The organism is Pseudooceanicola antarcticus (assembly GCF_900215355.1).
In the GTDB taxonomy this organism is placed as follows: Bacteria; Pseudomonadota; Alphaproteobacteria; order Rhodobacterales; family Rhodobacteraceae; genus Pseudooceanicola; species Pseudooceanicola antarcticus.
The window spans coordinates 211,269-237,783 of record NZ_OBEA01000004.1 but is presented as its reverse complement, the minus strand read 5'-3'; the positions used below and the strand labels follow the sequence as shown (position 1 = coordinate 237,783).

At 65.0% G+C, this 26,515-nt stretch carries 18 protein-coding genes and 1 tRNA gene; 3 read left to right on the top strand and 16 right to left on the bottom strand.

Annotated elements, in window-relative coordinates:
* Nucleotides 1-85 precede the first annotated feature (85 nt).
* The 4 genes from CRO50_RS11825 to CRO50_RS11810 all read right to left on the bottom strand — a co-directional run bounded on the left by CRO50_RS11825 (nt 86) and on the right by CRO50_RS11810 (nt 7,405).
* A complete protein-coding gene (locus tag CRO50_RS11825) occupies nt 86-2,791 on the bottom strand; it encodes an Ig-like domain-containing protein (protein ID WP_143516907.1) in 2,706 nt (901 codons plus the stop codon).
* 625 nt (nt 2,792-3,416) lie between these two features.
* The gene (locus CRO50_RS11820; RefSeq protein ID WP_097146125.1) at nt 3,417-4,484 is read right to left on the bottom strand and encodes an amidohydrolase family protein; all 1,068 of its coding nucleotides are present in this window, start codon (nt 4,482-4,484) and stop codon (nt 3,417-3,419) included.
* Nucleotides 4,481-6,388 (bottom strand): TRAP transporter permease, encoded by a 1,908-nt coding sequence (locus CRO50_RS11815; protein WP_097146124.1) that lies wholly within the window; start codon nt 6,386-6,388, stop codon nt 4,481-4,483. Before CRO50_RS11815 ends, CRO50_RS11820 begins: the two co-directional genes overlap by 4 nt.
* Nucleotides 6,389-6,409: 21 nt before the next feature.
* A complete protein-coding gene (locus CRO50_RS11810; protein WP_097146123.1) occupies nt 6,410-7,405 on the bottom strand; it encodes a TAXI family TRAP transporter solute-binding subunit in 996 nt (331 codons plus the stop codon).
* Nucleotides 7,406-7,515: 110 nt separating this feature from the next.
* On the opposite strand from CRO50_RS11810, the gene CRO50_RS11805 reads away from it, so the two are divergent.
* Nucleotides 7,516-8,412, top strand: a complete 897-nt coding sequence (locus CRO50_RS11805) for a LysR family transcriptional regulator (protein ID WP_097146122.1) — start codon at nt 7,516-7,518, stop codon at nt 8,410-8,412.
* Between the two features lie 78 nt (nt 8,413-8,490).
* Here CRO50_RS11805 and CRO50_RS11800 read toward each other — a convergent pair whose 3' ends face one another.
* From CRO50_RS11800 to CRO50_RS11780, 5 genes are all read right to left on the bottom strand, one after another.
* Nucleotides 8,491-10,473 carry a CocE/NonD family hydrolase gene (locus CRO50_RS11800; RefSeq protein ID WP_097146121.1) on the bottom strand — a complete coding sequence of 661 codons (1,983 nt, stop codon included), beginning with the start codon at nt 10,471-10,473 and terminating at the stop codon, nt 8,491-8,493.
* 82 nt (nt 10,474-10,555) lie between these two features.
* On the bottom strand, nt 10,556-12,208 hold the full coding sequence (locus CRO50_RS11795) for an ABC transporter ATP-binding protein (protein WP_097146120.1): 1,653 nt from the start codon (nt 12,206-12,208) through the stop codon (nt 10,556-10,558).
* Nucleotides 12,201-13,022: an ABC transporter permease gene (locus tag CRO50_RS11790; protein ID WP_198431821.1), complete on the bottom strand. Its 822-nt coding sequence runs from the start codon at nt 13,020-13,022 to the stop codon at nt 12,201-12,203. Before CRO50_RS11790 ends, CRO50_RS11795 begins: the two co-directional genes overlap by 8 nt.
* A gap of 8 nt (nt 13,023-13,030) precedes the next feature.
* Nucleotides 13,031-13,978 (bottom strand): ABC transporter permease, encoded by a 948-nt coding sequence (locus CRO50_RS11785; protein ID WP_198431822.1) that lies wholly within the window; start codon nt 13,976-13,978, stop codon nt 13,031-13,033.
* Nucleotides 13,979-14,094: 116 nt separating this feature from the next.
* A complete protein-coding gene (locus CRO50_RS11780) occupies nt 14,095-15,681 on the bottom strand; it encodes an ABC transporter substrate-binding protein (RefSeq protein WP_097146117.1) in 1,587 nt (528 codons plus the stop codon).
* 220 nt (nt 15,682-15,901) lie between these two features.
* Between CRO50_RS11780 and CRO50_RS11775 the strand changes: the two genes are divergently transcribed.
* Together CRO50_RS11775 and CRO50_RS11770 are read left to right on the top strand one after the other, a co-directional pair.
* The gene (locus tag CRO50_RS11775) at nt 15,902-16,705 is read left to right on the top strand and encodes a helix-turn-helix domain-containing protein (protein WP_097146116.1); all 804 of its coding nucleotides are present in this window, start codon (nt 15,902-15,904) and stop codon (nt 16,703-16,705) included.
* 441 nt (nt 16,706-17,146) lie between these two features.
* Nucleotides 17,147-19,498: an autotransporter outer membrane beta-barrel domain-containing protein gene (locus CRO50_RS11770; RefSeq protein WP_143516906.1), complete on the top strand. Its 2,352-nt coding sequence runs from the start codon at nt 17,147-17,149 to the stop codon at nt 19,496-19,498.
* 233 nt (nt 19,499-19,731) lie between these two features.
* Here the strand turns inward: CRO50_RS11770 and CRO50_RS20385 are convergent, their stop codons facing one another.
* The 7 genes from CRO50_RS20385 to CRO50_RS11735 all read right to left on the bottom strand — a co-directional run bounded on the left by CRO50_RS20385 (nt 19,732) and on the right by CRO50_RS11735 (nt 26,510).
* Nucleotides 19,732-20,370, bottom strand: a complete 639-nt coding sequence (locus CRO50_RS20385) for an acetyltransferase (protein ID WP_097146114.1) — start codon at nt 20,368-20,370, stop codon at nt 19,732-19,734.
* A gap of 1 nt (nt 20,371) precedes the next feature.
* Entirely contained in the window at nt 20,372-21,439 is a 1,068-nt protein-coding gene (locus CRO50_RS11760; protein ID WP_097146113.1) for a hypothetical protein, read from the bottom strand.
* Entirely contained in the window at nt 21,436-22,281 is an 846-nt protein-coding gene (locus tag CRO50_RS11755) for a beta-keto acid cleavage family enzyme (protein ID WP_097146112.1), read from the bottom strand. Before CRO50_RS11755 ends, CRO50_RS11760 begins: the two co-directional genes overlap by 4 nt.
* Complete coding sequence (gene rffA / locus CRO50_RS11750) at nt 22,262-23,488, bottom strand: dTDP-4-amino-4,6-dideoxygalactose transaminase (RefSeq protein WP_097146111.1); 1,227 nt, start codon at nt 23,486-23,488, stop codon at nt 22,262-22,264. The genes CRO50_RS11755 and rffA overlap by 20 nt, the downstream gene beginning before the upstream one ends.
* A gap of 419 nt (nt 23,489-23,907) precedes the next feature.
* Nucleotides 23,908-23,984: transfer RNA gene (locus tag CRO50_RS11745), tRNA-Arg, on the bottom strand.
* 82 nt (nt 23,985-24,066) lie between these two features.
* Entirely contained in the window at nt 24,067-25,077 is a 1,011-nt protein-coding gene (locus CRO50_RS11740) for a methyltransferase (RefSeq protein ID WP_097146110.1), read from the bottom strand.
* A gap of 212 nt (nt 25,078-25,289) precedes the next feature.
* Nucleotides 25,290-26,510: a cysteine desulfurase gene (locus CRO50_RS11735; protein ID WP_097146109.1), complete on the bottom strand. Its 1,221-nt coding sequence runs from the start codon at nt 26,508-26,510 to the stop codon at nt 25,290-25,292.
* Nucleotides 26,511-26,515: the final 5 nt, after the last annotated feature.

Below are 26,515 nucleotides of genomic sequence, written 5' to 3'. Positions count from 1 at the left end.
CGCTGCCTCGGTCGCGTCCAATCCGAACGAAAAAGCCCTGCCCCGAGTGATCGGGACAGGGCCTGTCTTTCAGCGCGGCGCGGTCTCAGAAACCGTAGTTCACCGAGACACTGGCCGAGTAGGTCTCGCGGCCATTCAGGTGCTCACCCGAGAGCGACAGCCGCAGGGCGCCGTCCTTGCTGGCAAGCGCCGTCAGGTCCAGGCCATAGCCACAGCCCTCGACCGTTCCATTGGCCTCGTAGCGCTCGCAGACGAGGCTGGGCGAGATGCTCAGCTTGGCCGAGGCGCCATCCCTGGCCGACAGCGGCAGGTCCAGCGTCGGGGCCATCTGCACCCGCGCCAGCGTCACCGTCGGCACCATCAGGCTCAGGCCGTTCTGGCTCAGCCCATAGGCCTCGCCGTAGAAAGCCAGCTCGCCGATCCGGGTCTCGCCGTAGCTCATGGAAAGTTCCGGTGCGAAGGTGGCCCAGCCCAGATCGACAGAGCCTTTCAGCGCCGCGCCCAGCTCGAAGCTCTCGCTGTGGTAGTCACCGCTGAGCGAGAGGATGTCATCGGCCATCTCGAGACCATGTTCGCCCATGCCATAGCTGGCATAGGCCTGGCCCAGGAGCGTGTCCGAGAAGGCATGCAGCACATAGGCCCCGGCCAGCAGCGAGTTGCTGTCCTCGCTGCCCGAGAAGGCACCGGTGAACTCGGAGCTTGCGAACTCGGCCTCCAGGAAGACACCGGCCATGGTGGCTGCGCTCAGGTCCTTCTCGAGCGCGCCGCGCAGGTAGAAGTAGCTGCTGTCGATGTCATCCTCGCCATCCGTGCTCGAGAACTCCATCTCGCCTTCCAGCACGGCACGCATGCCGTTGCCCAGCACGCCAACGCCGTTGATCGAGCCGTCGCCCGCATAGCCCTGGCCGTTGGCCGCGAAGTTGAGCGTCCCGCTCAGCGGCTCGCTGCCGGCGCCCTTGCGCTCTGCGGCCTTCGCCATCATGCCGGAATGGCGACGATGACGCTGACGCAGGTGACCCAGCATCTGCTTGACCATCACGTCGCGCACCTGGTTCTCGCGTTCCGCCAGCACGTCGGCCACGGTCAGCCCCTCCACCGCGTAGGTGTTGGAGAGCTCGTTGCCATTGCCGGCCGCGTCCTCTGCCACATCGGCGGGTATCGAGATGGCGATGTCGTCGCCGATCACCGGCTCCACGGTCAGGTGGTAGACCGAGGTTCCCGGAGTCTGCACTTCGAGGTCGGTGATCTGACCGCCGACGATCTCGATATCCGAGATCTCGAGGCCGGTGACATCCTCGCTGAAGGTGGCGACCACGAGGAAGGGATCAATGGCGATCTTCGCGGGGCCCTGCAGCGACACGGTGGGCGCGGTGCCGTCGTAAAGCCGCGAGAGCTGCTTGGCCGCGGTGCTGAGGTTGCCCGCCGCATCCTCTGCGGCCTCGGCTGCCACGTCGACCGTCACATCGCCATCCGTGGTGACCTCGACGTCGAAGGTGTAGACGCTGCCGCTGCCCGCAAGGTTCTTGGCCGCGCCGTTGCCGACCACGATATCATCCAGCTGGAAGCCGGTGACGTCTTCCGAGAAGGTCGCCTTAACCTCGAAGGTATCCGAATTGGTCGGGTTGGCAACGACCGCCGTCAGCTCGAGCGTCGGCGCGACGGAGTCGTAGCTGATGCCGTAGGGCTGTATCGCGGCGTTGGTGTTGCCTGCCACGTCAGAGACACTGCCCGTAAGCATGCCGACGCTTACCGCGCCCTGGCCCGCGGGAACCACATCGAAGGTGTAGGAGTCGCCAGAGCCGGCAAGGTTCTCGGCCGCGCCATTGGAGACCGAGATGTCCAGAAGCGAGAAGCCGGTGATCTCTTCCGAGAACTCCACGGTCATCTTCAGGGGCGAGCTGTTCGTCGGATCGGGGTTGGTCGAGGTGATCTCGCCCTCGGGCTTGGTGCCATCATAGAGGCGCGTCAGCTCGGTGGCGGCGGTGTTGGTATTTCCCGCGGCATCCTGGGCCCCTCCGGCGGGGACACTCACGGCAACGGTGCCATCCGACGACGGGCTCACCTCGATGAAGTAGAGCGTGCCCGATCCCGAGACGGAGGTCACGGTGCCATTGCTCACGGAGACGTCCGGTTTGCCGAAACCGGTAACTGTCTCGCTGAACTCCGCCTTCACCGTGAAGGCGGAGTTGATTGCAGACGGGTCCTGCGAGCTCAGCGTGACATCGGGTCTGGTGGCATCATAGAAGCGCGTGAGGCTCGAAGCCGCCGTATTGCCGTTGCCCGCAGCGTCGCTGGCCCGATCCGCTGCCACGTCAACTTTCACCGTGCCGTCAGCTTCCGGCTCCACGGTAAAGGTGTAGGTGTCCCCGGAACCCGACAGGCTCTTGGCCTCGCCATTGCCCACGGTGACGTCACCGATGGTAAAGCCGGTCACGGATTCCGAGAACTTGGCCTGCACGGTGAAGGAGCTGTTGAGCGGGCTGCTGGATGTCGAGGTAAGAGACAGGCTCGGCGGTGTCGTGTCCGGCAAGCTCACCCCATCCGTGCCGATCGTGTAGTTGCCCGCCGGCGCGATTTCCGTCCCGTTCAGCAGCGTGAACGAGTAGCCGATATAGGTGTCTTCAGCGAAGGATACCGAAGGGCCTGTCTGGCTGAGCCCGGTCACATCAGAGGCATCGACACCGATACATGCAGCGATGAACGCGGTCGTCAGCTGGCTGGATGCGGGTTCAGGGGTCGTGCTGTAAGCGTAGAGGGCGCCACCCGCGAACTGGCTCTCAGGGGGATCCAAATTGAAGTTGCTCAGCCGTGAATAGGCATGTTCCTGGCCAGCATCGGTTTTCACAAACGCAGTCGCAAAGCAATTTTCCGCCAGAACGGTGCTGAACGTGCCACCGTCGCCCTCCGAAAATGCCAATGCGCTTACCGGCATCAAGCTTGTGACCGCCGCAAGGCCTGCAGCGGCTATCCTGCTCAAACTCATATGACTTATCCCTTAGGTTCTTCTTCGTTCGTCCCCTGTACCGGAACGTGCCGATATCGAACGCGCAGCTGCACAGGCCCGGCGCAGACGACAGATCGCCGCAACCAGGTCAGGATGCTGAAATCAAACGATTATTTCGGATACACACTCAATGCAGGGCAGGAATCCGAGCAGGCCGCCAGTACATTGACAGTACACCGGCGTATACGCCGCGGCAGCAGCGCCGAAAAGGGCCAGCCCCCCGCTTTCAAATGGAAAGATGATCTGTAGCCAGTGGGCCACAGATCCCGCTCACGGCCTCCGCCCGTTGCAGCAACGGCAGTGCCCTACCCGCCCCTGGCGGCATGCAGGACCGGAACCGCGCAACGCGCAAGGCCGGGGCCACCGCCTCGCCGCGTCGCCCGGAGCGACAGGGCCGCTCCGGGTCGCATCGTCAGATCTTGAAGACCTTGCGCGCGACGTCCTCGTAGAAGGACTTCTTCGCCGCGTCGCTGACATCCATGTGGTCGAAGACCCCGACCTCTTCGGGAACGTACTGCCAGGGGTAGTCCATGGCGTACATCATGCGATCCTGGCCGATCACCTCCTGGACATATTTCACCGGCGGGGCCCAGCCCACGCCCGAGGAGGTGTAGTAGAAGTTGTCGATCAGGTAGTCCCAGGCCCGGCGCTTCAGCGGCTGCACGTTGGGATGGCGGCCCGTCTTCGAGATATGCCCGTGCATGTAGTCGATCCGGTAGAGCCAGTAGGGCAACGCCTCGCCGCAGTGGCCCAGGACGATGTTCAGCTTCGGGAAGCGGTCGAAGAGCCCCGAGACCACCAGCCGCAGCGCATGCAGCCCGGTTTCACAGGCGAAACCATAGACGGCAGCGTCGAGGCAGCGCGGCAGGAAGGGGTCGATCATGTCGGCGGGCGGCGTGTTGGGGTGCAGGTAGATCGGCACGTCCAGCGCCTCGGCCGCCTCGAAGAGGCCCCAGTACTTCTCGTCATCCAGGTAGACGCCAAGGGTGTGCGAGTTCAGGATGCCGCCGCGCAGGCCCAGCTTGGTCACGCCGCGTTCCAGCTCCTTCTCGGCCTCGCCGATGTCGAGCGGCGAGAAGGCCGCGAGACCGACGAAACGGTCGGGGTTGGCGGCGATGCCCTCGGCCAGCATGTCATTGGCCATGCGTGCCAGCGCGGTGCCCTGGCTGGGCTCGAAGACCTGCACACCGGGGCTGGAGAGCGCCAGCACCGCCATGTCGATACCCGCTGCATCCATGTCGGCCAGCCGCTCTTCGCCCAGCGAGGTGATGCGGCGGTTGTGGGCCTGTGCCTTCTCGGTCGTCGACTTGCCGAAGAAGCCCCAGAGGCTCTGGAAGCCCGGATCATTGATCGAGCCGTCGTCGAGGCCCTTGATGTAGAGATCCTTGATCTCCTTGGGCAACCAGGCCTCTTCGGTTGCGATCCGCTTGTAGGGCGGATTGGGGTTGCGCGGAGGCATGTCGGGATAGCGCACACTCATGTCGTTCGTCCTTCTTCAAGTGTCTTGTCGTCAGGTATCCGGGAAGAGGCCCCCTGCCCGCTGCCCGCGAAGCGGGTCAGCAGCCAGGCAGCCGGGATGGAGGCCAGCGCGCCGATCAGCGCGGGCAGGCTTGCGGGGGGCAGCACGGCGGTCATCCCGCCGATACAGAGCGCCAGGGCGCCCACCATCAGGCGCCGGGCACCGCCGCCATAGGCGCGGCGGTTGGCCAGCACCTCGGCCAGCAGGAAGCCCGCCACGGCGATGGTTATGACCGAGACCGCGATCTCTTCCCATGTGCCGTGCCAGACAAGCGCCGGGTTCAGCGCGAAGACGAAGGGCAGCAGGTAGGCGGTAACCGCCAGCTTCACGCCCGTGACGCCGGTCTGCCACATGTCCGATCCGGCGATCGAGGCCGCCGAGTAGCTGGCGATGGCCACCGGGGGCGTCAGCATCGACAGCAGGCCGAAGTAGAAGATGAAGAGATGCGCGCTCATCTGCTCCACGCCCGCCTTGACCAGCGCAGGCGCCAGCAGCACCGAGATCACCACGTAGACGCCGGTGGTGGGCATCCCCACCCCCAGGATCACGGCCAGGGCGGCGGTGGCGGCGAGCAGCGACATCAGGCCTCCGGCGGCGGCGATCTTGCCAAGCGCCAGGGTCAGCGCGAAGCCCAGGCCGGTGACGTTGATCGTGCCGATGACGATGCCCGCCACGGCGCTGACCAGGATCACCGGCACCAGCGTCCGCCCGGAGGTCGCCAGAAGGTCGGCGAGGAAACGCAGCGACAGCGTCTGGCGCGGCGCGCGGATGAGGTTCAGCGCAAGGGCCGCGAGCGCCGAATAGAGCGCCGCCTTGCCCGCCCCGTAGCCCAGCACGAAGAGGAACCAGATCAGCACACCGAGCGGCGCCAGCAGCGGCCAGGCGCCAAGCAGCGCGGGGCCGGGTTTCGGCAGGTTCTCACGCGGTTCGCCCTCGATCCCGTGGGCCACGGCAAAGCGGTCGACCTGGCGATAAAGCAGGTAGTAGTAGAAGAGCGCGGGCAGGAAGGCGGCGATGACCACGTCCCCGTAGCCCACTTGCAGGAATTCGGCGATGACAAAGGCGGTGGCGCCCATCACCGGGGGCGCGATCTGCCCGCCGTTCGAGGCCACGGCCTCGATGGCGGCGGCATAGCGCGACGGGAAGCCCGCCTTCTTCATCATCGGGATGGTGACCACCCCGGTGGACATGACGTTGGCCACGGTCGAGCCCGAGAGCGTACCGAAGAGCGACGAGGCCAGGATGGCCACCTTGGCCGGTCCGCCCCGGCGGTGCCCCATGAGCGAGAGCGCCAGCCGTGTCATGGCGTCCGAGCCTCCGACGGCGGTCAGTACCACGCCGAAGAGGATGAACCCCATGATCTGGTTGGCGGCCACGTTCAGCACGAGGCCCGGCACGCCGTTCGAGTCGTTGTAGACGTAAAGCAGGTAGCGCGCGGGTTTCAGGTAGGCCCCCTCGAAGAGCCCCGGCGCCAGCCAGCCCCAGAAGCCATAGGCCATGAAGACCACCCCCAGCACCGCCAGGACCATGCCGCAGTGACGGCGTGTGGCCTCCAGCATGCCGGCGATGGCAAGGGCTGCGGGCACCCACTTCTCGGGCCCCCGCAGATGGGCCGTCAGCAGCCAGTCCTCGTAGTTCCAGGCCAGCCAGACCCAGCCGCCCATGGCGGCCAGGGCAAAGGCCAGGTCGGGCCAGCGCCAGGCCCCGGAAAGGGGCTTGGCCACCAGGCCCGCCAGCACCGCCAGCCCCAGCACGACGGCCAGGTACTGCTCGGTGATGACGACGGCGCCGAGGCGCCCCGGCAGATCGAGGATCCAGGCGATCCCCAGCACCGGCAGTAGCCCGGTGACGATCCGACTGCTCATGTCAGCTCTCCTTCGCCGCGCTTACTGCAGGGCAGCGTCGCGGGCGGCGTTTTCCTCGGACCAGATTCCCTTCTCGGTGAAGAAGGCGACGGCGGCCGGGTGGTAGGGCACCGTGTTGGTGGGGGCGGCCATGCGCTCCTGCGCGGCGGCGGCCAGCGGCGGGTAGTCCGCCTTGAGCCCCGGCAGACCGTCGTAGAGCGCCGTCAGGATCTCCGTCGCATCCTCGTCCGAGAGATCGGCAGAGGTGGTCAGGTAGACGTCATAGGCCGAGACGGTGACCGGCTCGGTGATCTCGGGCATGCGCGGATTGGGCGCGACGGTAAGCAGGTAGACACCGTTGAAGAGGTCGTTGATCCCCTCGCTGGTGGCGCCCTCGCCGGTGATCGACAGGTAGCGGATGCCGCCGGGGATGGTGGCATGGGCCTGCTGGGTCAGCGGAATGCCGACGGCCACGCCGGTGGCATCCACCGCGCCCTCGGTCAGCGCCTCGATCCCCTGGCCCAGGCCGGCGACGGTGACGCCCTCGACCTCGTCCAGCGACAGGCCACCGGCCTGCAGGATCGCCGTGTTCACCCGCCCCGTGGCCGCCTGGGCCGAGAGCTCGGTGATGACCTTCTTGCCGGCCAGATCCGACACTTCGGTCATGCCACTGTCGGCGCGCACCACCAGCGCCTGGCGCAGGGGCCAGAGCCGCGCCAGCACGCGGATGTCGGTATAGGGGTCATTGCCGTATTCCCCACGATACCACGCGCCTGCGTCGATCGAGGAATTCAGTCCCAGCGTCACCTCGCCCGCGTCGATGAGCGGGATGTAGACCGAAGAACCGGTGAACGGCTGCACCGTCACCTGTCGTTCCAGGCTCTCTTGCAGCGAAGCGGCGATGCCGCCGCCGATGGTGTAGTACAGCGTGCCTTGCGGATTGGTGCCCAGCGTGATGCGCCCCTGAGCCTGAGCGGGTGATGCCACGCCAATGGTGGCGGCCATCGCGCAAGCGGCGGCCAGATAACGTACAATCATGATTTTCCTCCCTTGCCGACGGCTCCTCTTCCGCCGGGAGGTCAGGTTAGCATTGTTCGATTGTCCCTTTTGATGAATGTTTGGTAGATATTCATTCAGGAGCTTTATGAATGACCGTCTCTCACCTCACCCTGCGTCAACTGCAGGCCATCCGGGCGATCTATGACGCCGGGCAGATCTCGGCAGCGGCAGAGGCGCTGGCGGTCAGCCAGTCCGCCGCCAGCGTCCTGCTGGGCCAGGCCGAGGCGACCCTGGGCACGCGGCTCTTCGACCGGACCACGCGGCGGGTGACGCCCACCGAGGCGGTGGAGCAGATCATCGGCATCGTGAACCGCATCCTGTCGGACGTGGCCTCGATAGACGCGGTGATGACCGACCTGAAGGAGCTGGAACGCGGGGTGGTGCGGATCGCCGCCACCCCCGCCACCGGCATCGCCCTGCTGCCGCGCACGGTCGAGCGGTTCCTGTCGGCGCATCCGCGCATTCATCTGGACATGAACGATTGCGCTCCGGACCAGTTCTTCAGCCTGATCCGTGACGAGAAGGTGGATTTCGGCATCGGCATCCCGCCCGGCGACCGGGCCGATTTCGACTACCGGGTGCTGCACCACGATCCCGTCCACCTGGTCTGCCACCGCACCCATCCGATGGCGCAGCGCAGCGAGGTGCCCTGGCGGGCGCTCGACGGAGAGCCGCTGATCCTGGCGCGGCGCAACTATGGTGTCAGGGAACAGGTCGAAACCACGATCCGCGCTGCGGGCGGCACGCCCAACGTGATCACCGAGATCGGCTTTCTCTATTCGGCGGAATGGATGGTGGCCAGCGGCATGGGCATGGCCGCCTTCCCGGCCCGGCTGGCCCAGGCGATCCACAACCCCGAGGTGGTAGTGCTGCCGCTGGTCGAGCCGGTGATCACCCGCACCATGGCGGTGATCAGCCGCAGGGGCCGCAGCCTGTCTCCGCCCGCCCAGAGGTTCGTGGAAATGCTGGCGGCGGATCTCAGGTAGACCCGCCCCCCGGTGGCATCGCGTGGCATGGCAAAGGGCCCGGCCGCTTGCGCAACCGGGCCCTCTTTTCCCCTCGACTTACATGAAGTCGCGCGGGATCTCCTTGTCGAAGCTCTTGCGGTGAACTTCCACGCCGTTCTCGAAGCCCACGACCTCTGCCGCGATCTGCCAGTGGGTCGCCGTGCTGCTCATCGAGACGCTGGACTTGGTCAGCGTCTCCCAGCCTTCGCGCTGCACCCGGATCTCCCAGGCGATATCGCCGCGCGACGACAGCGGGTCATTGCCGATCGACCAGTCCTCGCTGCGGATCTCCTGGCTTTGCAACCCGCTCTCGGGGTGCACCTCAAGGCCGGTGTCCTCGTAGATCCGGAAGTGGGTCAGCCCGGTGACCTGATCGCGCACCACCTCGCGGCGGGTTTCGGGATCGGCGAGCATCTCGTACTCGGGCAGCGGGCTGGGGTTCTCGGGCTCGGGCACGGTGATCTTCTCATGCGCACCCAGCTCGGGCAGCGACAGGCGGATCGAGCCGGTGTCGATGGTCAGTCCCGGTGCCTCGGGCGAGGGCAGGATCTGCGGCCAGTAGGAGGTCGAGAGCGCCAGCTTGATCCGGTGACCCGGCGCGAAGCGGTAGCCCATGGCGTCCAGCTGCATGCGCACCTCGACCATGCCCTCGGGCATCGCCTTGGGCTCGGCATAGCTGTCGCGGTGCGCCAGGTTGAGCACGCCATAGCAGGCGCGGGTCTCGGTGCCGTCGGGATGCACGTCGATGATCCGCACCGCCAGGTTCTCGCGGTCCGCCGTGCAGGAGAGGTCGAGCGTCAGCGTCGGCGCGCCGAGGTAGACCGCCTCGGCCTCCAGCGGCGCCGTCTCGAAGTAGAGCGAGCCGCCATTGTCGACCCGCTGGTCGCCTGCCACTTCGGCATCGGGCTTCAGGGTGAACCACTCGCCGGCGGCGATGCCGGTATCGAGCGGCGAGCGCAGGTAGTGCGCGCCCACGCCCTCGCCCTGCCCCGGCACCAGCGCGCCGGTGCCCGATACGGACCAGAGCGCTTCGCTCGGGCTGTCCCAGCTCTGCTTGGCGATCCAGTAGCCCGGATCACGCTCCCGCCAGGCGGCGGGCTTCGGTCCATCCAGGATATAGGCGCGCATCTGCGGGATGGCCTCGGCGCCGGTGTCCTCGTCCGCCAGCCACTTCTTCCACCAGGCGATGGCCTCGCCGTGGAAATCGGCGCGCGGCTTGGGCCAGGCGAAATGCGGGTACTTGTGGACCCAGGGGCCAAGCAGCGCCTTGGCGTTGTCGGGCATCCCCTCGACCGCCTTCAGCGGCGTGTTGCGGTAGCCGTCGGCCCAGCCCGCGATCACGAGGGCGGGCACCGGGAAACCCTCGAAGTCCTCGCAGATCGAGCCATGCTCCCAGAAGGCGTCACGGCGCTGGTGCGACAGCCATTCCTCCATGAAGAAGGGCTGATCGCGTAGGCGCTCCAGCCACATCCCGCGCCAGGCGTCGCCCACCAGGTCGCGGTCGGGCGTGCGCGACTGGTAGGCCAGCATGGTGGCCGCCCAGGAGAGCTGCGCAGAAAGGTGGGTGCCGTTCTTGTAGTGGATGTCGTCGTTGTAACGGTCCACCGTCGAGGCGATCGAGATCACCGCCTTCAGCTGTGGCGGCTTCAGGGCGGCCACCTGCAGGCAGTTGAACCCGCCCCAGCTGATGCCCATCATGCCGACATTGCCGTTGGACCAGGGCTGGGCCGCGATCCATTCCAGCACCTCGCAGGCGTCGGAAAGTTCGCGCGGGGTATATTCGCCGTCGATCACGCCCTCGCTCTCGCCCGAGCCGCGTATGTCGACGCGCACGCCCGCGATGCCGGCCTCGGCGAAGACCGGATAGGTGCTTTCGTCGCGCGGGTCGGTGCCACCGCGCTTGCGGTAGGGCAGATACTCCAGCACCGTCGGCACGGGTGTCTCCAGCGCGCCGTCGGGCATCCAGATGCGGGTGGCCAGCCGGGTGCCGTCGCGCAGGGTGATCCAGGTCTCTTCCGAGACGCTGTGGGTCTTGGACATGTCTTTCGTCCTTTGGTTCGGGTGGCTTTGGATTGGTGTGTCATGCGGAGGAGCCGCCTGGCGGCTCCCCCTCGGGCCTGGGTCAGCCCTGGGCCGGAGCGGTCTGCCCGTCCGCGGTCTTGCGGCGGGAGAGGACCTCTTCCAGCCAGCCCAGCTCCATCTCGGGAACCGAGGCCAGGAGCTCGGCCGTGTAGTCGTCGAAGGGCGGAGAAAGCACCTGGGACTTGGGTCCGAAGCGCACCAGCCGCCCGCGATGCATCACCGCCACGCTGTCGGCGATGGCGCGCACGATGGCGATGTCATGGGTGATGAAGACATAGGACAGCCCCTTCTCGGCCTGCAGCCTGAGCAGCAGTTTCAGGATGCCATCCGCCACCAGCGGATCCAGCGCCGAGGTGGGCTCGTCGCAGATGATCAGCTCGGGCTCGGCGGCAAGGGCACGGGCGATGGCCACGCGCTGCTTCTGCCCGCCCGAGAGCTCTGCCGGGTAGCGGTCGATATAGGCAGCGCCCAGTTCGATCTGGTCCAGCAGCTCGACCACCCGCGCCCGGCGGGCGGCGCCGCGCAGGCCGGTGTAGAAGCCGACGGCACGACCGATGATCTGGCCCACGGTCTGGCGAGGGTTCATCGCGGTATCTGCCATCTGGTAGATCATCTGCATCCGGCGCAGCTGCTCACGCGAGCGGTGCTTCAGCTTGGGCGGCAGCGGGGTGCCGTCGAAGGTCACCGTGCCCGCCGCCTGCGGCAGCAGCCCGCAGGCCACCCGCGCCAGCGTCGACTTGCCCGAGCCGCTTTCGCCGACAATCGCCAGGGTCTGGCCACGCGGCACATGCAGGCTCACGTCATGCAGCACCTGGAAGGCGCTGTAGAAGGCGTCGATCCCGCTCATCTCGAGGAAGTGGCCCGACTGGTCGGGGGCCTCCTCGTGGCGGATCGAGCGGACGTTGACCAGCTTGCGGGTGTACTCCTGCTCGGGCGCCTCGATGATCTGGCGGGTCGTGCCATGTTCCACCGTTTCGCCGTGGCGCAGCACCATGATGTCGTCAGAGACCTGCGCCACCACCGCCAGATCGTGGGTGATGTAGAGCGCCGCTGTGCCGGTCTCTTCGATGGCCCCCTTGATCGCGGCCAGGACCTCGATCTGGGTGGTCACGTCCAGCGCCGTCGTGGGCTCGTCGAAGACGATCAGGTCGGGCTGGGGGCAGAGCGCCATGGCGGTCATCGCCCGCTGCAGCTGCCCGCCAGAGACCTGGTGCGGGAACCGCTCGCCGAAGCTGTCGGGATCAGGCAGGCCCAGCAGGGCAAAGAGATGCCGGGCGCGGGCCATGGCTTCCTTGCGGGTCGCCAGACCGTGGCGCAGGGTGGCCTCGATCACCTGGTCGCCCAACCGGTGCGCCGGGTTGAACGAGGCCGCCGCCGATTGCGAGACATAGCAGACGCGGGCACCGCGCAGGGCGCGCACGCCGGATTTGCCGAGCTTGAGGATGTCGGTGCCGTCCAGCAGCACCTCGCCGCCGGTGATCCGCACCCCGCCCCGGCCATAGGCCAGCGCCGCCAGGCCGATGGTGGATTTGCCGGCACCGGATTCCCCGATCAGCCCCAGCACGCGGCCGGGCTCCAGGTCGAAGTCGATGCCCTTGACGATCTCGATCTCATGGGGCGCCTCGCCCGGCGGATAGGCGGTGGCGCCGATCTTCAGGCCACGGACAGAGAGAAGAGGTTTCGGATCAGCCATCGCCGCGTCCTCCCTTCAGGCTGGAGGTGCGCTTCAGCAGCCAGTCCACCACCAGGTTGATCGAGACGGTCAGCACCGCGATCGCCATGCCGGGCACCAGGGCCGCGGAGACGCCGAAGATGATGCCATCCTTGTTGTCCTTCACCATGCCGCCCCAGTCAGGCGTAGGCGGCTGGATGCCGAGGCCCAGGAAGGACAGGGTCGAGATGAAGAGCACCGCGAAGGCCAGGCGCAGGCCGAACTCGGCCAAGAGCGGGGTCAGCGCATTGGGCAGCACCTCGCGGAAGACGATCCAGAGGGTGCGCTCGCCGCGCAGGCGGGCGGCCTCGACGAACTCCATAGCCACCAGGTCCATGGCCAGGGCGCGGCCCAGGCGGAAGACGCGGGTGGCGTCGAGCACGGCCATGACGACGATCAGCACGCCCAGGGTCTGCGGCAGGGCCGAGAGCACGATGAGCGCGAAGATCAGCGTCGGGATCGACATCAGCAGGTCGTTGAGGCGCGACAGGCCCACGTCGACGAGGCCGCGCATGACGGCGGCCACGAGGCTCAGCACGACGCCCAGGGTGAAGGCCAGCAGCGTTGCCACGACGGCCACGAAGAGCGTCATGCGTGCGCCCCAGATCAACCGCGACAGCAGGTCCCGGCCGAGGTTGTCGAGGCCCAGCGGGAACTCCGCCGAGCGCTCGGCCCAGGGGGCGCCCAGCACAACGTTGGGATCGTAAGGAGCAACCCAGGGCGCCAGCAGCGCGCCCAGCACGCAGACCGTGATGCCGAGGATGCCGACCCAGGCCGATACGGGAATGGTTTTCAGCGTCTGTTTCATCGCGGATGCCTCAGGCGCGGATTGGCGAAGATCGACAGGATGTCGGCGGTCATGTTGAGCAGGATGTAGATGGCGGCAAAGACCAGGCCGCAGCCCTGCACCACGGGCAGGTCGCGCACCGTCACCGCATCGACCATGTACTGGCCCATGCCGGGATAGACGAAGACCACCTCGACCACGACGACGCCGACGATCAGGTAGGCCAGGTTCAGCGCCACCACGTTGATGATCGGCGCCAGGGCATTGGGCATGGCGTGGCGCAGGATGATGCGCCAGGCCCCCAGGCCCTTGAGAGCGGCGGTTTCCATGTAGGCCTGCGACAACAGCGACAGGATCGCGGCGCGGGTCATCCGCATCATGTGCGCGATCACCACCAGCACCAGCGTCGCCACCGGCAGCGCGATGGTGTGCAGCTTCTCGATCAACGACATGGAATCGTAGACGGTGGCCGGGAAGACCGCGAGCGGGGTCTGCACCACCAGCCAGAGGATCAGCAGGTAGGCCACGAAGAACTCGGGCAGCGAGACCGCGGCGAGAGAGACCATGTTGATCAGCTTGTCGGGCCAGCGATCGCGGTAGAGCACCGCCACCAGCCCCAGGCCGACGGCCAGCGGCACGGCGATGACCGCGGCGCAGCCTGCCAGCAGAAGCGAATTGCCCATGCGCGACCACAGCTGGTCGGCAATGACCTGGCCACTGGCCCAGGAGGTGCCGAAATCGCCCTGCAGGATGCCTCCGGCCCAGGCGAGATAGCGCGAGACCATGGGCTCATCGAGGCCCAGTTCGGCGCGGATGTTGGCGACGGCCTGCGGCGTGGCGGCCTGACCGAGGTAGGTCGAGGCGAAGTCTCCGGGCAGCGCCTCGATGCCGCAGAAGATCAGCACCGAGCTGGCAAAGAGCAACAGCAGGCTGAGACCCAGGCGACCCAGGATGCGGCTCGACATCGGGTAACGGGCCCTCAGCGCCTGAAGGCGTCGCAGCGCCAGCAGCGAGGCGGGAATATCGGAACGGGTTTCACTCATGATTGTTGGCGGGGGGCGCGAACGCCCCCCTTGCCTCCTCAGGCTGCGATCCAGCAGCGGCTGGCCACCTGGCCGTTGGACAGGTCGTTGCCCATGTCATCCACCCAACCCTTCAGGTTGGAGGCGCGTGCGTTCAGGTAGTTGTTGAACACCGGCAGGATCAGACCCGAGGTGTCGCGCACCATCACCGCCATCTTGCGGTAGAGATCGCGGCGCACTTCCTGGTCGGTTTCGGCACGGGCCTTCAGCAGCATGGCGTCGAACTCGGGGTTCTTGAAACGGGTGTCGTTCCAGGTCGAGGTCGAAAGCTGCGTGGTGGTGTAGCGGATGTCCTGGGTCGGACGGCCACCCCAGTAGGAGGCGCAGAAGGGCTTCTTGTTCCAGACGTTGGACCAGTAGCCGTCATCGGGCTCGCGCTTGACCTGCAGGTCGATGCCGGCGGCCTTGGCGTCCTGCTGGAAGAGCACGGCCGCATCCACGGCGCCGGTGAAGGCGGCGTTGGAGGTGCGCAGTTCGATCGGGCCCGAGTGACCGGACTTCTTGTAGTAATGCGCGGCCTCTTCGGGATCGTAGACGCGCTGCTCGATATCGGTGGGCGCCAGGGCATAGGCCTCGTTCACCGGGTAGTCGTTGCCCAGGGTGCCGTAGCCGCCCAGCACCTGGTCCAGCATCGCCTGGCGGTTGATCGACAGCTTCAGCGCCATGCGCAGGTCGTTGTTGTCGAAGGGCGCGGTGTCACCGAACATCAGGAAGGAATAGAAGCCCTTGCCGGGGGTGCTGATGGTCTCGACGTTGGGGGCGCGGCCCAGCAGGCCCATGGTCTTGGGATCGAGCGAGTTGATGAAGTGCACCCGCCCCGAGGACAGGGCCGCGATACGCGCGGTGTTGTCGTTCATCACCAGGATCTCGACGCTGTCGGCAAAGCCGCGCTCTTCGTTCCAGTCGTCCTCGTTCTTCGTGAAGGCGATCCGCACGCCGGGCTCGAAGCTTTCCAGCTTGTAGGGGCCGGTGCCGATGACATTGTTCGGGTCATCCATGCCACCGTTCTTCTGGATCTGCAGGTGGTAGTCCGAGAACAGCAGCGGCAGGTCGGCATTGCCGTTCTTCAGGGTGACCACCAGGTCCTTGCCGTCTTCCTCGATGGTCTCGATATCGGCCAGCAGGCCCAGGGCGGCGGACTTGGAGTTCTCGTCGCTGTGGCGGCGCAGGGTCTGGGCCGCATCGGTCACGGTGAAGGCGGTGCCGTCGTGGAAGCGCACGTCCTCGCGCAGCTTGAAGCGCCAGGTCTTGGCGTCGGAAGAGGACTCCCAGCTGGTGGCCAGCGCCGGCAGCGCCTCGCCGGTGGCGGGCTCGGTGGTGACCAGGCGGTCCCCCCAGGTGAAGGCGACGGTGAACATGGTCGAGCCGGCATAGGTGCCCGGATCAAGCGTGTCCGTGGTCTGGCCGCCGTCGAGGCCCAGCTTCATCGTGCCACCCCGGTTGGGCGTTTCCTGCGCCTGTGCGCTGCCCGGCATCCAAAGCGCCGAGGCCCCTGCTGCGGCCATGGCGGTGCCAAGGAAGCGGCGGCGGTTCAGGCCCCCGGTAAGGGTGGATGAGATGAGGCTCTGGGGAGTCTTCTTGTTCATGGGCGGGTCTTCCTACCTTGTTGACATGACGAGACCTCCGGCAAATTGCTCCTGCCGGACGATGGGCGTCTCTGACTCTGACCGGGTCCTGTTGACCCTGCGGCAGAGACCGTCGACGCGGATCTCTGAGTGTTGTGCCCTTCGGTGCCATGGCTTCCAGAGGCTCGACAACTTCGCAAACTGACGCTACCTGAAGCGAAATGACGCGAGATCGGGGCTCATGACCGCAAAAAATGATGTGTATGCCAACAATCTCAGGTACGCTTGCGACAGCCGCGCCTCGATTGCGCAGATCTGCCGCGAAATCGGGCTGAACCGGCAGCAATTCAATCGCTACCTCTCGGGTCAGAGCCGTCCGTCGGGTCACAACGCGCAGAAGATCTCGCGCTACTTCGGTATCCGCGAAGATCTGCTGGATCTGCCGGTCGAGAAGTTCCGCGCCGCCTTCGACGGCTCGGGGCGCATCCCGATCCTGTCGCCCGGCAATATGCTGGACGATGGCTTCCCCGGAGACCTGGTCGAGCTGCGCCAGTACCTCGGCTACTACGAGACCTATCACAAGTCGCTGTCCTGGCCGGGCATGATCGTGCGCTCTGCCACCTTCCTGCGCGAACAGGGAGGCCGGGTCTACACCAAGTCAATCGAGCGCATGAGGGACCCCGCCGCCGGCATCCGCCAGATGTCGAAATACGTCGGTCAGGCCGCCTACTGGCGCAACCGTGTGTTCTTCTCGGAATACCACCACCACGCCCACCCCTTCCTGTCGCAGGCGATCCTGCTGCCCTTCGGAGAACACCAGAAGAGCTACCTGCGCGGGATCTCCACCGGGGTGGCCTGGCGGCACGAGAACATGCCCTACTCGACCCGCATCATCCTTCGCGCGGTAGGCCGCACCCCGGACACGCGGCTCCTGCTCCAGCAATGCGGGCTGGTCCCGGAAGAGAGCCCCGCCATCCCCCTGCCCGTCCGCCGCTACCTGAACACCGACACCGCGCCGCAGCTGTTGACGGTGCCGCAGGACTAGGCGTGAGACAGATCAAAGGCGCGCATTCGGGGCGTCTGGCAGGCGCATCGACCTCCTTGGCATCGGCCTGGCATTGAGGTGCGTCTGCGCTGTTCACTGAGGGCGCCGAGGGCCTCTGCCCACGCAGGGCACGGTCGGCGCGCGCCGTCTCGCCTTGCTCAACTCCCCGCCCCGCTTCAGCAACACCTCGTTGCCGCCAGAGAGCGCTGCCCTCGTCTGACCTCCTCTCCGGGTGACGGGTTCCGGCACGGCAAGTGACTGGAAGATCAGGAAAATGCAGGCGCATTCGGTTGCCCCGCCTCGGCCGAACGAGACAATTCGGCAACGAATGGTTTCTATCCCCTCAAATCCATACTGAGCCGTATTTTGCCCCCTCGAAGCGGCATAGCTTGCGCTTGGGACACGCAAACTGAAACCGGAAGACGAGATAGGGACATGCTCATGCTTCGACCAACCACCCAGATTTCATTGATCGCGCTACTTGCCGTCGCACCGCTCGGGGCTGCCGCCGACCTGCCGACCTCTGCCTGTACTCCGTCCTTCCCCGTGGATTCGGACGTGGTGACCTGCACAGGTACCGGGGAAGGCTTCATCGCCGAGGATGCCGACAACCTTGTGGTCACCGTGGAAACCGGCGCCGTGATCTCGGAGGTCGAGAAAGAAGCGATCTACGCGGACGATGGACTGGACCTGACCAACAACGGCACTGTCACCTCGAGCGAGGACGACGCCATCTACGCGGGCGACGGATCGAAGGTCACCAACAATGGCACCATCACTTCGACCTTCTACGAGGACGGGGATGGCTACGACGCGGTCGACCTGGGCGACGATGCCGTGGTGATCAACCGCGGCACCATCTCGGCCGAGGACAATGGCGTCGAGGTCAACAACGACGGCGACATCACCAACTCGGGCAGCATCACCGGCCGTGATAGCGGCGTGCGCGGCCAGGACGGCACCAAGATCGTCAACGAGGAAGGTGGCGTGATCACCGGCACCTTCAAGGACGCGATCCACATCAACGGCGACGATGATGGCGACGACGCGGACATTACCAACTACGGCGAGATCTACGGCGGCGACGACGGCATCTACATCGACGATGACGGCATCGTGCGGAACTACGGCACGATCCAGGCCCTGGAGGACGCCATCGACGCCTGGGACGATCTGCAGGTGATCAACGAAGGCACGCTCGACGCGGGCGACAACGGCATCGAGGCCGAGGACGGTGCAGAGATCACCAATGCCGAAACCGGCGAGATCTATGGCGAAGAGAATGGCATGGATCTCGAAGATGGTGCGGTCGTCCGCAACTTCGGCAAGATCCAGGGCCGTGCAGAGATCGGCATTGAAGCCGGCGATGATGCCGAGATCACCAACTGGGGCAGCATCCTGGGCGACGGCGACGCGATCAACGTCGACGACAACGCCACCATCGTGAACATGGCCGCCGGCACCATCATCTCGGACGAGGAAGACGCCATCGACCTCGACAGCGGCTCGGTGCTGAATTACGGGCTGATCCAGTCGTCCAACGGCGAGGCGGCGATCGACTTCGACGAGTCCGATGTGCTTGTCTCGACCATCACCAACCATGGCATCATCACCGGCATGGTGGCGATCAACGTCGCGCTCGGCGATGACGAGAAGAGCCAGGCAGTCGAGAACGCCATGACCCAGGTGGTGATCAACCACGGCACCATCACCGGCACCGGCGACTACGCGATGCAACTGGGCGCCGGCGCGGACACGCTGGACATCTATTCCATGGACATCAACGGCCTGGTCGACCTGGGCGATGACGAGGACACCCTGATCGTCCGCGAGACGGTACAGAACGGTGTGGTCTACTTCGCGTCCGACCCCGAGATCCTGAACATGGACGAAGCCCCCGATACCGCGGTCTACGATGACCTGAAGCTGGTCGTCGCCTCGCGCGAGAGCTTCGCCAATGCCGATGCCTTCACCTCGGGCCAGATGATGCAGCTTGGCAAGTCCGCGCTGGTGCCGATGCCCGAAAGCACCGGCGGGCTGGCCTTCGCCGACGCCGGGATGGGTCATGGGTCCTGGTGGGCCACAGGCTCGGCCGGGGTCTTCGACGGTGACGCCTCCGGGCGGGTCAGCATCGGTCATGACTTCGACAAGGCCGGTGTCTTTGTCTCCTACGGGCGGCTCTCGGCGGCCTCCTCGGCGGATCATGACGTGATCTCGGGCACCACGGTGCTGGGTCTGCACGGCGGCCATGGCTCGGACAGCGGCGCAGAGATGGTCGGCATCGCCTACATGGGCTTCGGCGACATGGAAGTGCGCAGCCCGGCCAGCGCCAGCGGCGACGGCACGGCAGAGACCCGCGTCTTCGGCCTGGCCGGCTCGATCTCGACGGCACCGACGGCCTCGGGTGTCTCGCTGGTCGCTCGTGCGGGTCTGGAGCGCCTGCAGATCGGTGCCATGACCATGTCCGGCCTCGGCGGCGCCACCTTCGGCGCGCGCGACGTGACCACCGGCTTCCTGTCGCTGGAAGCACGGCTCGAGCACGGCCTGTCGGGCGGAATGATCCTGACGCCCTTCGTCGGCGTGGATGTGCTGCATACCAATGGCGAGGATGTCTCGATGACCCTCGGGTCCGGCAGCACCACCTTCGCCACCGGCGCCGGGGGCACCAAGGCGCAGATGAGCATCGGCACCGAGCTGAGCCAGGTCGGCCAGCCCTGGCACCTGCGGCTTGAAGGTCAGTACGACGACACCGGCGCAGCCGGTGCCAGCGTGACCGCCGGCCTGCGCTTCTGATCCTCGCGCCAGGCGCCAGGAGAAACGGCAATGCCCCGCAGATCCTGCGGGGCATTTGCCTGCGGCCCGCGTGGCAACGGCGCATGCCGAGACTGTGCGTCTCTCAGCCAGAAGAGATCGCTCGTGTCACCGCTCCTTTTCGGAGCCGTGGCGCATGCAGCGCGACTTAAATCAGTGCATCCTGACCCTGGAAAACACGAGGCTGTTCTTGTGGAGTGGCCTGCAAGGTCACTCTAAGTTTGGTCAGTTCTGCGCTTGAAGACTGCAGGGTTGCCAGCGACCATAGTGTAGGGCGGCACATCCTTGGTGACGATCGCCCCTGCGGCCACGACAGCACCATCGCCGATCGTCCGCCCGTCAAGGATCACAGAACCCGTTCCCAAGACTACCTGGGAGCCGATCTTGCAGTTTCCAGACACGATGCAGCCGGGGTGAAGCGTCGTGTAGGCGCCAACTTCGGTATGATGTCCGAAAGAGACCCTCCGCCCCATGCGCACATGTCCGGAGATGCGGGAATATCCCGCAACAACGCAACCGGCATCAATAGAAGAGCCCGCCCCGATTTCGGTCCGCTTCGAAACGGTTGCCGAGGGGTGGATCAAGGTTTCGAACTCGAAACCCGCCTCGGACATTTCGACGATCCAGTCGCGCCGCTGCGGAGTTGCAAGGGAACAGATCAATCTGGCGTTCCCGGCCACAGCATGCACATCTTCATGCCAATGGACGGGGAGGCCCGCCACGTTGCCCGCGCATTTGGCTCTGTCCAGGTTCTCGATGCATCCGACAAATTCGACATCCGCAATGGCTTCGAACATGTCGATGAAAACCTCGGTGTAGGCGGTTGTTCCCATGATCAGAACGGTACGAGGCATGTCAGGATCCAGTCGAAATGAGTGACCGCAGATGCGGGGTCATGCGCGAGACGGAGATCGCGCAGGTCATCTGATCTGCGATGGTGGATTGGCAATTTTCAACCATGGCGCGGCGTCGGGGTTCGTCCCGAACCAGAGACAGGATTTCTCCGGCCAGCTCATTGATCGGTGCGGAAAGATAGTCGATGCCGGGACGCATCGGGACAGGCACGGACAGAGGCACCGAGGCAACCGCGGCCCCATTTGCTGCGGCAAGGCACCATCGCATCCAGGGCGTATCCCAATGCATCTTGTGAAGGTGCACCAGAACCTTCGCTCTGTTCACCAGTTTGGTCCTTTCCTCTCCCCAGATTGGCTTCTCCGGGACGACAACCGTCAAACCCAACCTTTCGAGTTGCTCTCGCAAATTGCCCAGTTCCGCCCTCCGGCTTGCGGATTTCAGCGAGCCGATGAACACGACGTCGATATCTCGTTGCAGTTCCAGGTCTCTGCCAAAGGCGGGTTGCTGCCCGACCGGAGCAAATTCAGCCTCGATGCCCAGCCCTTGCAGATAGAGACGTTTCTGCTCGGTGCTCGTGAAGATGCGATCGAGCCAGCCTTTTCTCAATCCCCGTTCGAGCATGGCGAAGTTGTCGACCAGAAAGCGAAAGAGCTGGACCGAAACCTCATGTCGATACGGGCGGTATAGTACACGATCGAAAGGGCGGGAAAGGAAGTGGAGAAACGGTTTCGTCCAATGGCGCCCTGTATGGACGGGGCTCAGGCGGCTTGCGAGGTGCAGGGTTCGCATGGGAACGTCGGGGGGCGGAAGGGGCTCGAATATCCATACGGCGACTTTCCGGTCGGAGCTTGGGTTGCGCTCCAAGAGGCGAGATGTGCGTCGCATTGACCCGACCGCGCCCATGATCAGGACAAGTTCGCCCCTGAGCAGATCCGGATCACCGTCGCCGCAGCACGACACCCTGAAACCCTGTTGCCTTAGTTCATCCGCGGCCTGCTCTTGAAACAGCGCTTCAACCCCTTGCTGTCTTGAGACGAGAACAACGTGGCCTGAACTCTCGCCAGTCATGCGGTCAGAACCTCGGCCCGAAACTCCCGCGCTGTCATCAGGGGCCGTGCAGACAGCCTCGCCAGTTCGGCAGCATGTTTGACCAGCTCTTCATTTGTCGTCAGCGACTTGCCACCTGGGCTACGTAAGTTGTCTTCCAGTCCCGTACGCAGTCCATTTGCCTGCGCCACGGCGAAAAGGTGCGCAGGCAGTTGCCATCGACCGACACCGCCAAGGCTCAGAACGGTCTCTTGCGGCAGTTGTGCGTGCAACGCCCCGATTGTCAGTGCATCCGCCTGCGCACCGGCCGGAATGCCCAGAATGGCGTTTACGTAGAGCGGCTGGGTCAGCACGTTACGGCTGATCAAGTGATTGAGATATGACACCATGCCCAGGTCAAAGACCTCAAGTTCGGGCGTGACGCCGTTCTCTTGCATCCGCTGCGCCAGGGCGATGATGTCGTCAGGGTGATTGACACTCGGCCCGGTCGAGAAGTTCAGGGAAGACAGGGTAAGTGACGCCATATCGGGACGTGCATCTGCGGGGAGATCAAGTACCGCGGCGCGCTCTTGCAGCGTTTGGCCATGGCGTCCACTGGTCGATGCGACCAGGACCATGTCGGAGGTCGCGGGATTGGCGCGCAGGGCACGGAACAGATCGGCATAGAGCTTGGGGTCATTGGTGGCTTCACCGGTTTCCGTCCTGACATGGAAATGTCCGATCGCGGCACCCGCAGATGCGCAAGCGGCAGCATCCGAGACGATCTCATCCACGGAATATGGAACGGCCGGATTGCGCGACTTGTCCGAAACGGCTCCGGTAAAGGCCACGTTGACGATGAGTCTATTGTCCAATTTGGGCATAGGCGTTGCGACTTCCCTCTTTGCTGCACCAGTCCAATATCGCTTCTATGACGACCTCCTGATCCGAACCGAGATCATGCCAAAGCGGCAATCGTAGAAGGCAATCGGCCGCCCTTTGCGTGTTTGGCATCGGCCCGACCTGACGTCCGAAGCGTTGGCCGGCAGGCGAGCTGTGCAGCGGTACGTAGTGAGACACGGCATTGATACCGAAAGCCCTGAGGTGCTGCATGAGGTCTGCGCGAATTTCACGGCTCGGGAGAACGACAAAGAAGCAATGCGCATTGTGTTTGCAATTCCGGGGCGGGTCGGGAAGTGAAAAGTGACCCTGCGCGGCGGGCTCTGCCAGTGCGGCCTTGTACCGGCGCCACTGTTCCAGCCGGCGTTCTGTTATGTGCGCTGCTGCGCGCAGTTGGACCGAAAGGAACGCCGCCGTCATCTCATTGACGACCATGGACGATCCAATATCCTGCCAGGTGTAGAAAGCGGTCTGACCAGTCAGAAACTTGGCTCGGTCTGTACCTTTCTCCCGGATGATTTCGGCGCGTTCCAACAGGTCTCTGTCGTTGATGACCAGCGCGCCACCTTCGCCTGAGCTGATGTTCTTTGTCCCATGAAAGCTGAAACAGCTAAGGTGCCCATGACTTCCGGCAGGTTGCCCATTGTAGAAAGAGCCGTAGGCCTGTGCCGCGTCTTCAACCAGCTTGATACCGTGCTCACGTGCAATCAGGAGAAGGCTCTCCATGTCGGCCGGAACACCGGCGTAATGCACGACAAAGATCGCGCGAGTGCTGGGCCCGATTGCCCGGGCGACCGCTTCCGGGTCGAGGTTGAAGGTGCTGGGGTCAACATCGACGAAGACGGGACGGGCGCCACGCAATACGACGGAGGTAGCCGTTGTTGAGAAAGTGAACGAGGGCATGATGACCTCGTCGCCGGGTTGCAGATTCAACAAGATCGCAGCCATTTCGAGGGCGGCAGTGCAAGACGGAACCAGGAGCGCTGGCGCCTTGCCGACCTGATCGGAGATCAGGGCCTCGCAGAGTTCGCTGTAGGGGCCGGGAGCCGCGATGGAGCGGTTCTTGATTGCATTGGCAATTTCGTTTTCTTCGGTCCCGACAAGGTACTGTCTGCAAAAAGGTATCAAACATGGCCTCCAAAACGTCTCTGCGGGTCGCAGATGGCGTAGCGCGCCAAGAAAGACGCGCATCACCTCAATCGTACTACGAATGTACTATGCGTAGTCCGTCAGCGGAGGCTGATGCAAGCGTAGTGTAGCAGGTCACCAGCTCTGCAGAGTGCTCCTCCAGTCGGCGAACGGCTCAAGGCCTGATAGCGTTGGGAAGGCCGAGGCGGTGTGTATATGGCGGGCACGACAGCTCAATCCAACGGAGCTTCGATCAAGGCCATCAAGCTTGGCCTGCCGCATCTGTCCCCGCCGTATTCCTTGCCGAACACAGCTGGACCCCGAACGAAGTCGGAGCCTGTATGGGGGCATGAGAGCCTGACTGAAATCGCACATTATAAGCGTGGCGCGAATAAGAAGGCGATGATCTTGAGAAAACGGGTTGCAAAGCCCGAGACACAGCAAACGCAAGCAGCTGATAGATACAACAAATACGAGTAAAGTGGCGCACCCGATAGGATTCGAACCTATGGCCTCTGCCTTCGGAGGGCAGCGCTCTATCCAGCTGAGCTACGGGTGCCTGTCGCGGCTCTATAGCCCGACCGGAAGCAGGCCGCAATGGTCCCCGCGTCCGGTCGCGCAACTTTCTGTCAGGATGCCGGTCAGGCGCGGGTGGCGGTCGCCAGCATCGTCATCTCGGGGATCATGCCGCGCACTTCGACATTCGCGAAACCGGCCTCCGTCAGGGTCTCGGCCAGCCAGCCGGCGTCGAGAGAGCGCGCCTCGGGCGTGAAGGCCGTGTGCTGCAGCTGCCAGAGCGCGGCCAGCGCCGGGCCGGTACGATCGGCCTCGACGATGAAGTCGTGGATCAGCAGCTTGCCGCCCGGCTTCAGCGCCGCCATGGCGCGGGCGATGAGATCCGCATGCGCCTCGCCCGGCACACCGGAAAAGAGATAGGACATCAGCACAAGATCCTGGCCGCCTGGGAACTCGGTCTCAAGCGCATTGCCCTCGAGGTAGGTGATGCGATCCGACAGCCCCGCCTGCTCGACATACTTGCGGCCCAGGGCCGCGACATTGGGGAACTCCAGCACGGTGGCCGTCAGGCCGGGGGTCTTGCCGCAGAGCACGATGTCGAAGGCCGCGGTGCCGCCGCCCACGTCCAAGAGCTTCTTCTCGCCCGAGAGGTCCAGCAGCTTGGCCAGCTGGCGCGCCGGCCCCAGAGAGCCCGCGTGCTGACTTTCGGAATAAAGCTTGGCCTCTTCCGGGTCCGAGAACCAATCGGCATAGGAGCCCGTGTCTTCCTCGCCAAGCTCGCCCTTCAGCGCGCCCTCGATCTGGTCCAGCAGCGGATACATCTGCTTGCCGACCTGCAGCCGCAGGTAATCGCCGAAATCGTATTTCGCCCCCTTCACCAGGAAGGCCTCTGCCGCCGGGGAATTCGAGAACTTCCCCCCCTCGACCGAGACCAGCCCCATCCCCGCCAGCGCGGTCAGCAGCGTCATGGCGCGATCCTCGTGCACCCCTGCCGCACGCGCCAGCTCCGCGGCGCTCCGGGCGCCGCCTGCGAGTTCGGTGAAGACCCCAAGTTCCAATGCCGCGAATAGCGCCTTGGATCCCATGAATCCAAAGGCAATCTGGGAAACTTCGTCGGCTTCGGTCAGCAGGGTCATGTGGGGCTCCTTTGGTTGTTGCCTATGCCCCGCAGCCTAACAAGCCTCAGGCATATTGAAACCCGAGGGCCGGAAAACGACGTGCAAAATGTCGGAAACGCACAATGCGCCCGCAGCACGACGCGAAACGGGGGCGCCCCAGCGGATGCGCCCCCGTTCGATTTGCAGTCCGGATGCCTCAGCCGATGGCACGCGCTCCGGGGATTACCGCCTCAGGCGAAGAGATCATGGGCCAGCTCCAGCGCCTCGATCAGCGTGTCGACCTCGGCGCGGGTGTTGTACATGGCGAAGCTGGCGCGGCAGGTGGCGGTGACGCCCAGGTGCTCCATCAGCGGGCCGGCGCAATGGTGGCCGGCGCGGACGGCGACGCCCTTCTTGTCGAGGATGGTCGAGATATCGTGGGCATGGGCCGCGCCCTCGAGGGTGAAGCTGAAGATCGCCCCCTTGCCCTTCGCCTGCCCCTGGATGTTCAGCCAGTTGAGCCTGTGCAGCCGGGCCGAGGCATATTCGGCGATGTCGCGCTCGTGGGCGGCAATGGCCTCCATGCCGATGTCCATGATGTAGTCCAGCGCCACGCCCATGCCGATCATCTGCACGATGCCTGGGGTGCCGGCTTCAAACCGCATCGGCCCGTCGGCATAGCAGATGCCGTCGCGGGTGACTTCCTTAATCATGTCTCCGCCGCCCAGGAAGGGGCGCATCTCGGCCATCCGCTCCTTGCGGATGTAGATCGCGCCGGAGCCCGAGGGACCGTAGAGCTTGTGACCGGTGATGGCGTAGAAATCGCAGCCGATGGCCTGGACGTCGACGGGCATGTGCACCGCCGCCTGGCTGCCGTCGATCAGCGTGGCGATGCCGCGCGCGCGGGCGGCGGCGCAGACGGTGGCCACATCGACCACGGTGCCCAGCACGTTGGACATCTGGGTCAGCGCGACCAGCTTGGTCTTCGGCCCCATGGCCGCGATGACCTTCTCGGGATCGAGAGAGCCATCGGCCTCGGGCTCGACCCACTTCAGCACCACACCCTGGCGTTCGCGCAGGAAGTGCCAGGGCACGATGTTGGCGTGATGCTCCATCACCGACAGGACGATCTCGTCACCGGCCTCAAGGCGCGGTGCGGCCCAGCCGTAGGAGACCAGGTTGATCCCCTCGGTGGTGCCCGAGTTCATCACGATCTCGTCTTCGGAGCCGGCATTGAGGAAGCGGGCGATCTTGCCGCGCACGCCTTCGTATTTCTCGGTGGCGAGGTTGGACAGGAAGTGCAGGCCACGATGGACGTTGGCGTATTCCTGGCTGTAGGCCTGGGTCACCGCGTCGATCACCGCCTGCGGCTTCTGCGCAGAAGCGCCACTGTCGAGATAGACCAGCGGCTTGCCGTTCACCTCGCGCGAGAGAATGGGGAAATCCGCCCTGATCGCGTTTACATCAAACATATCTT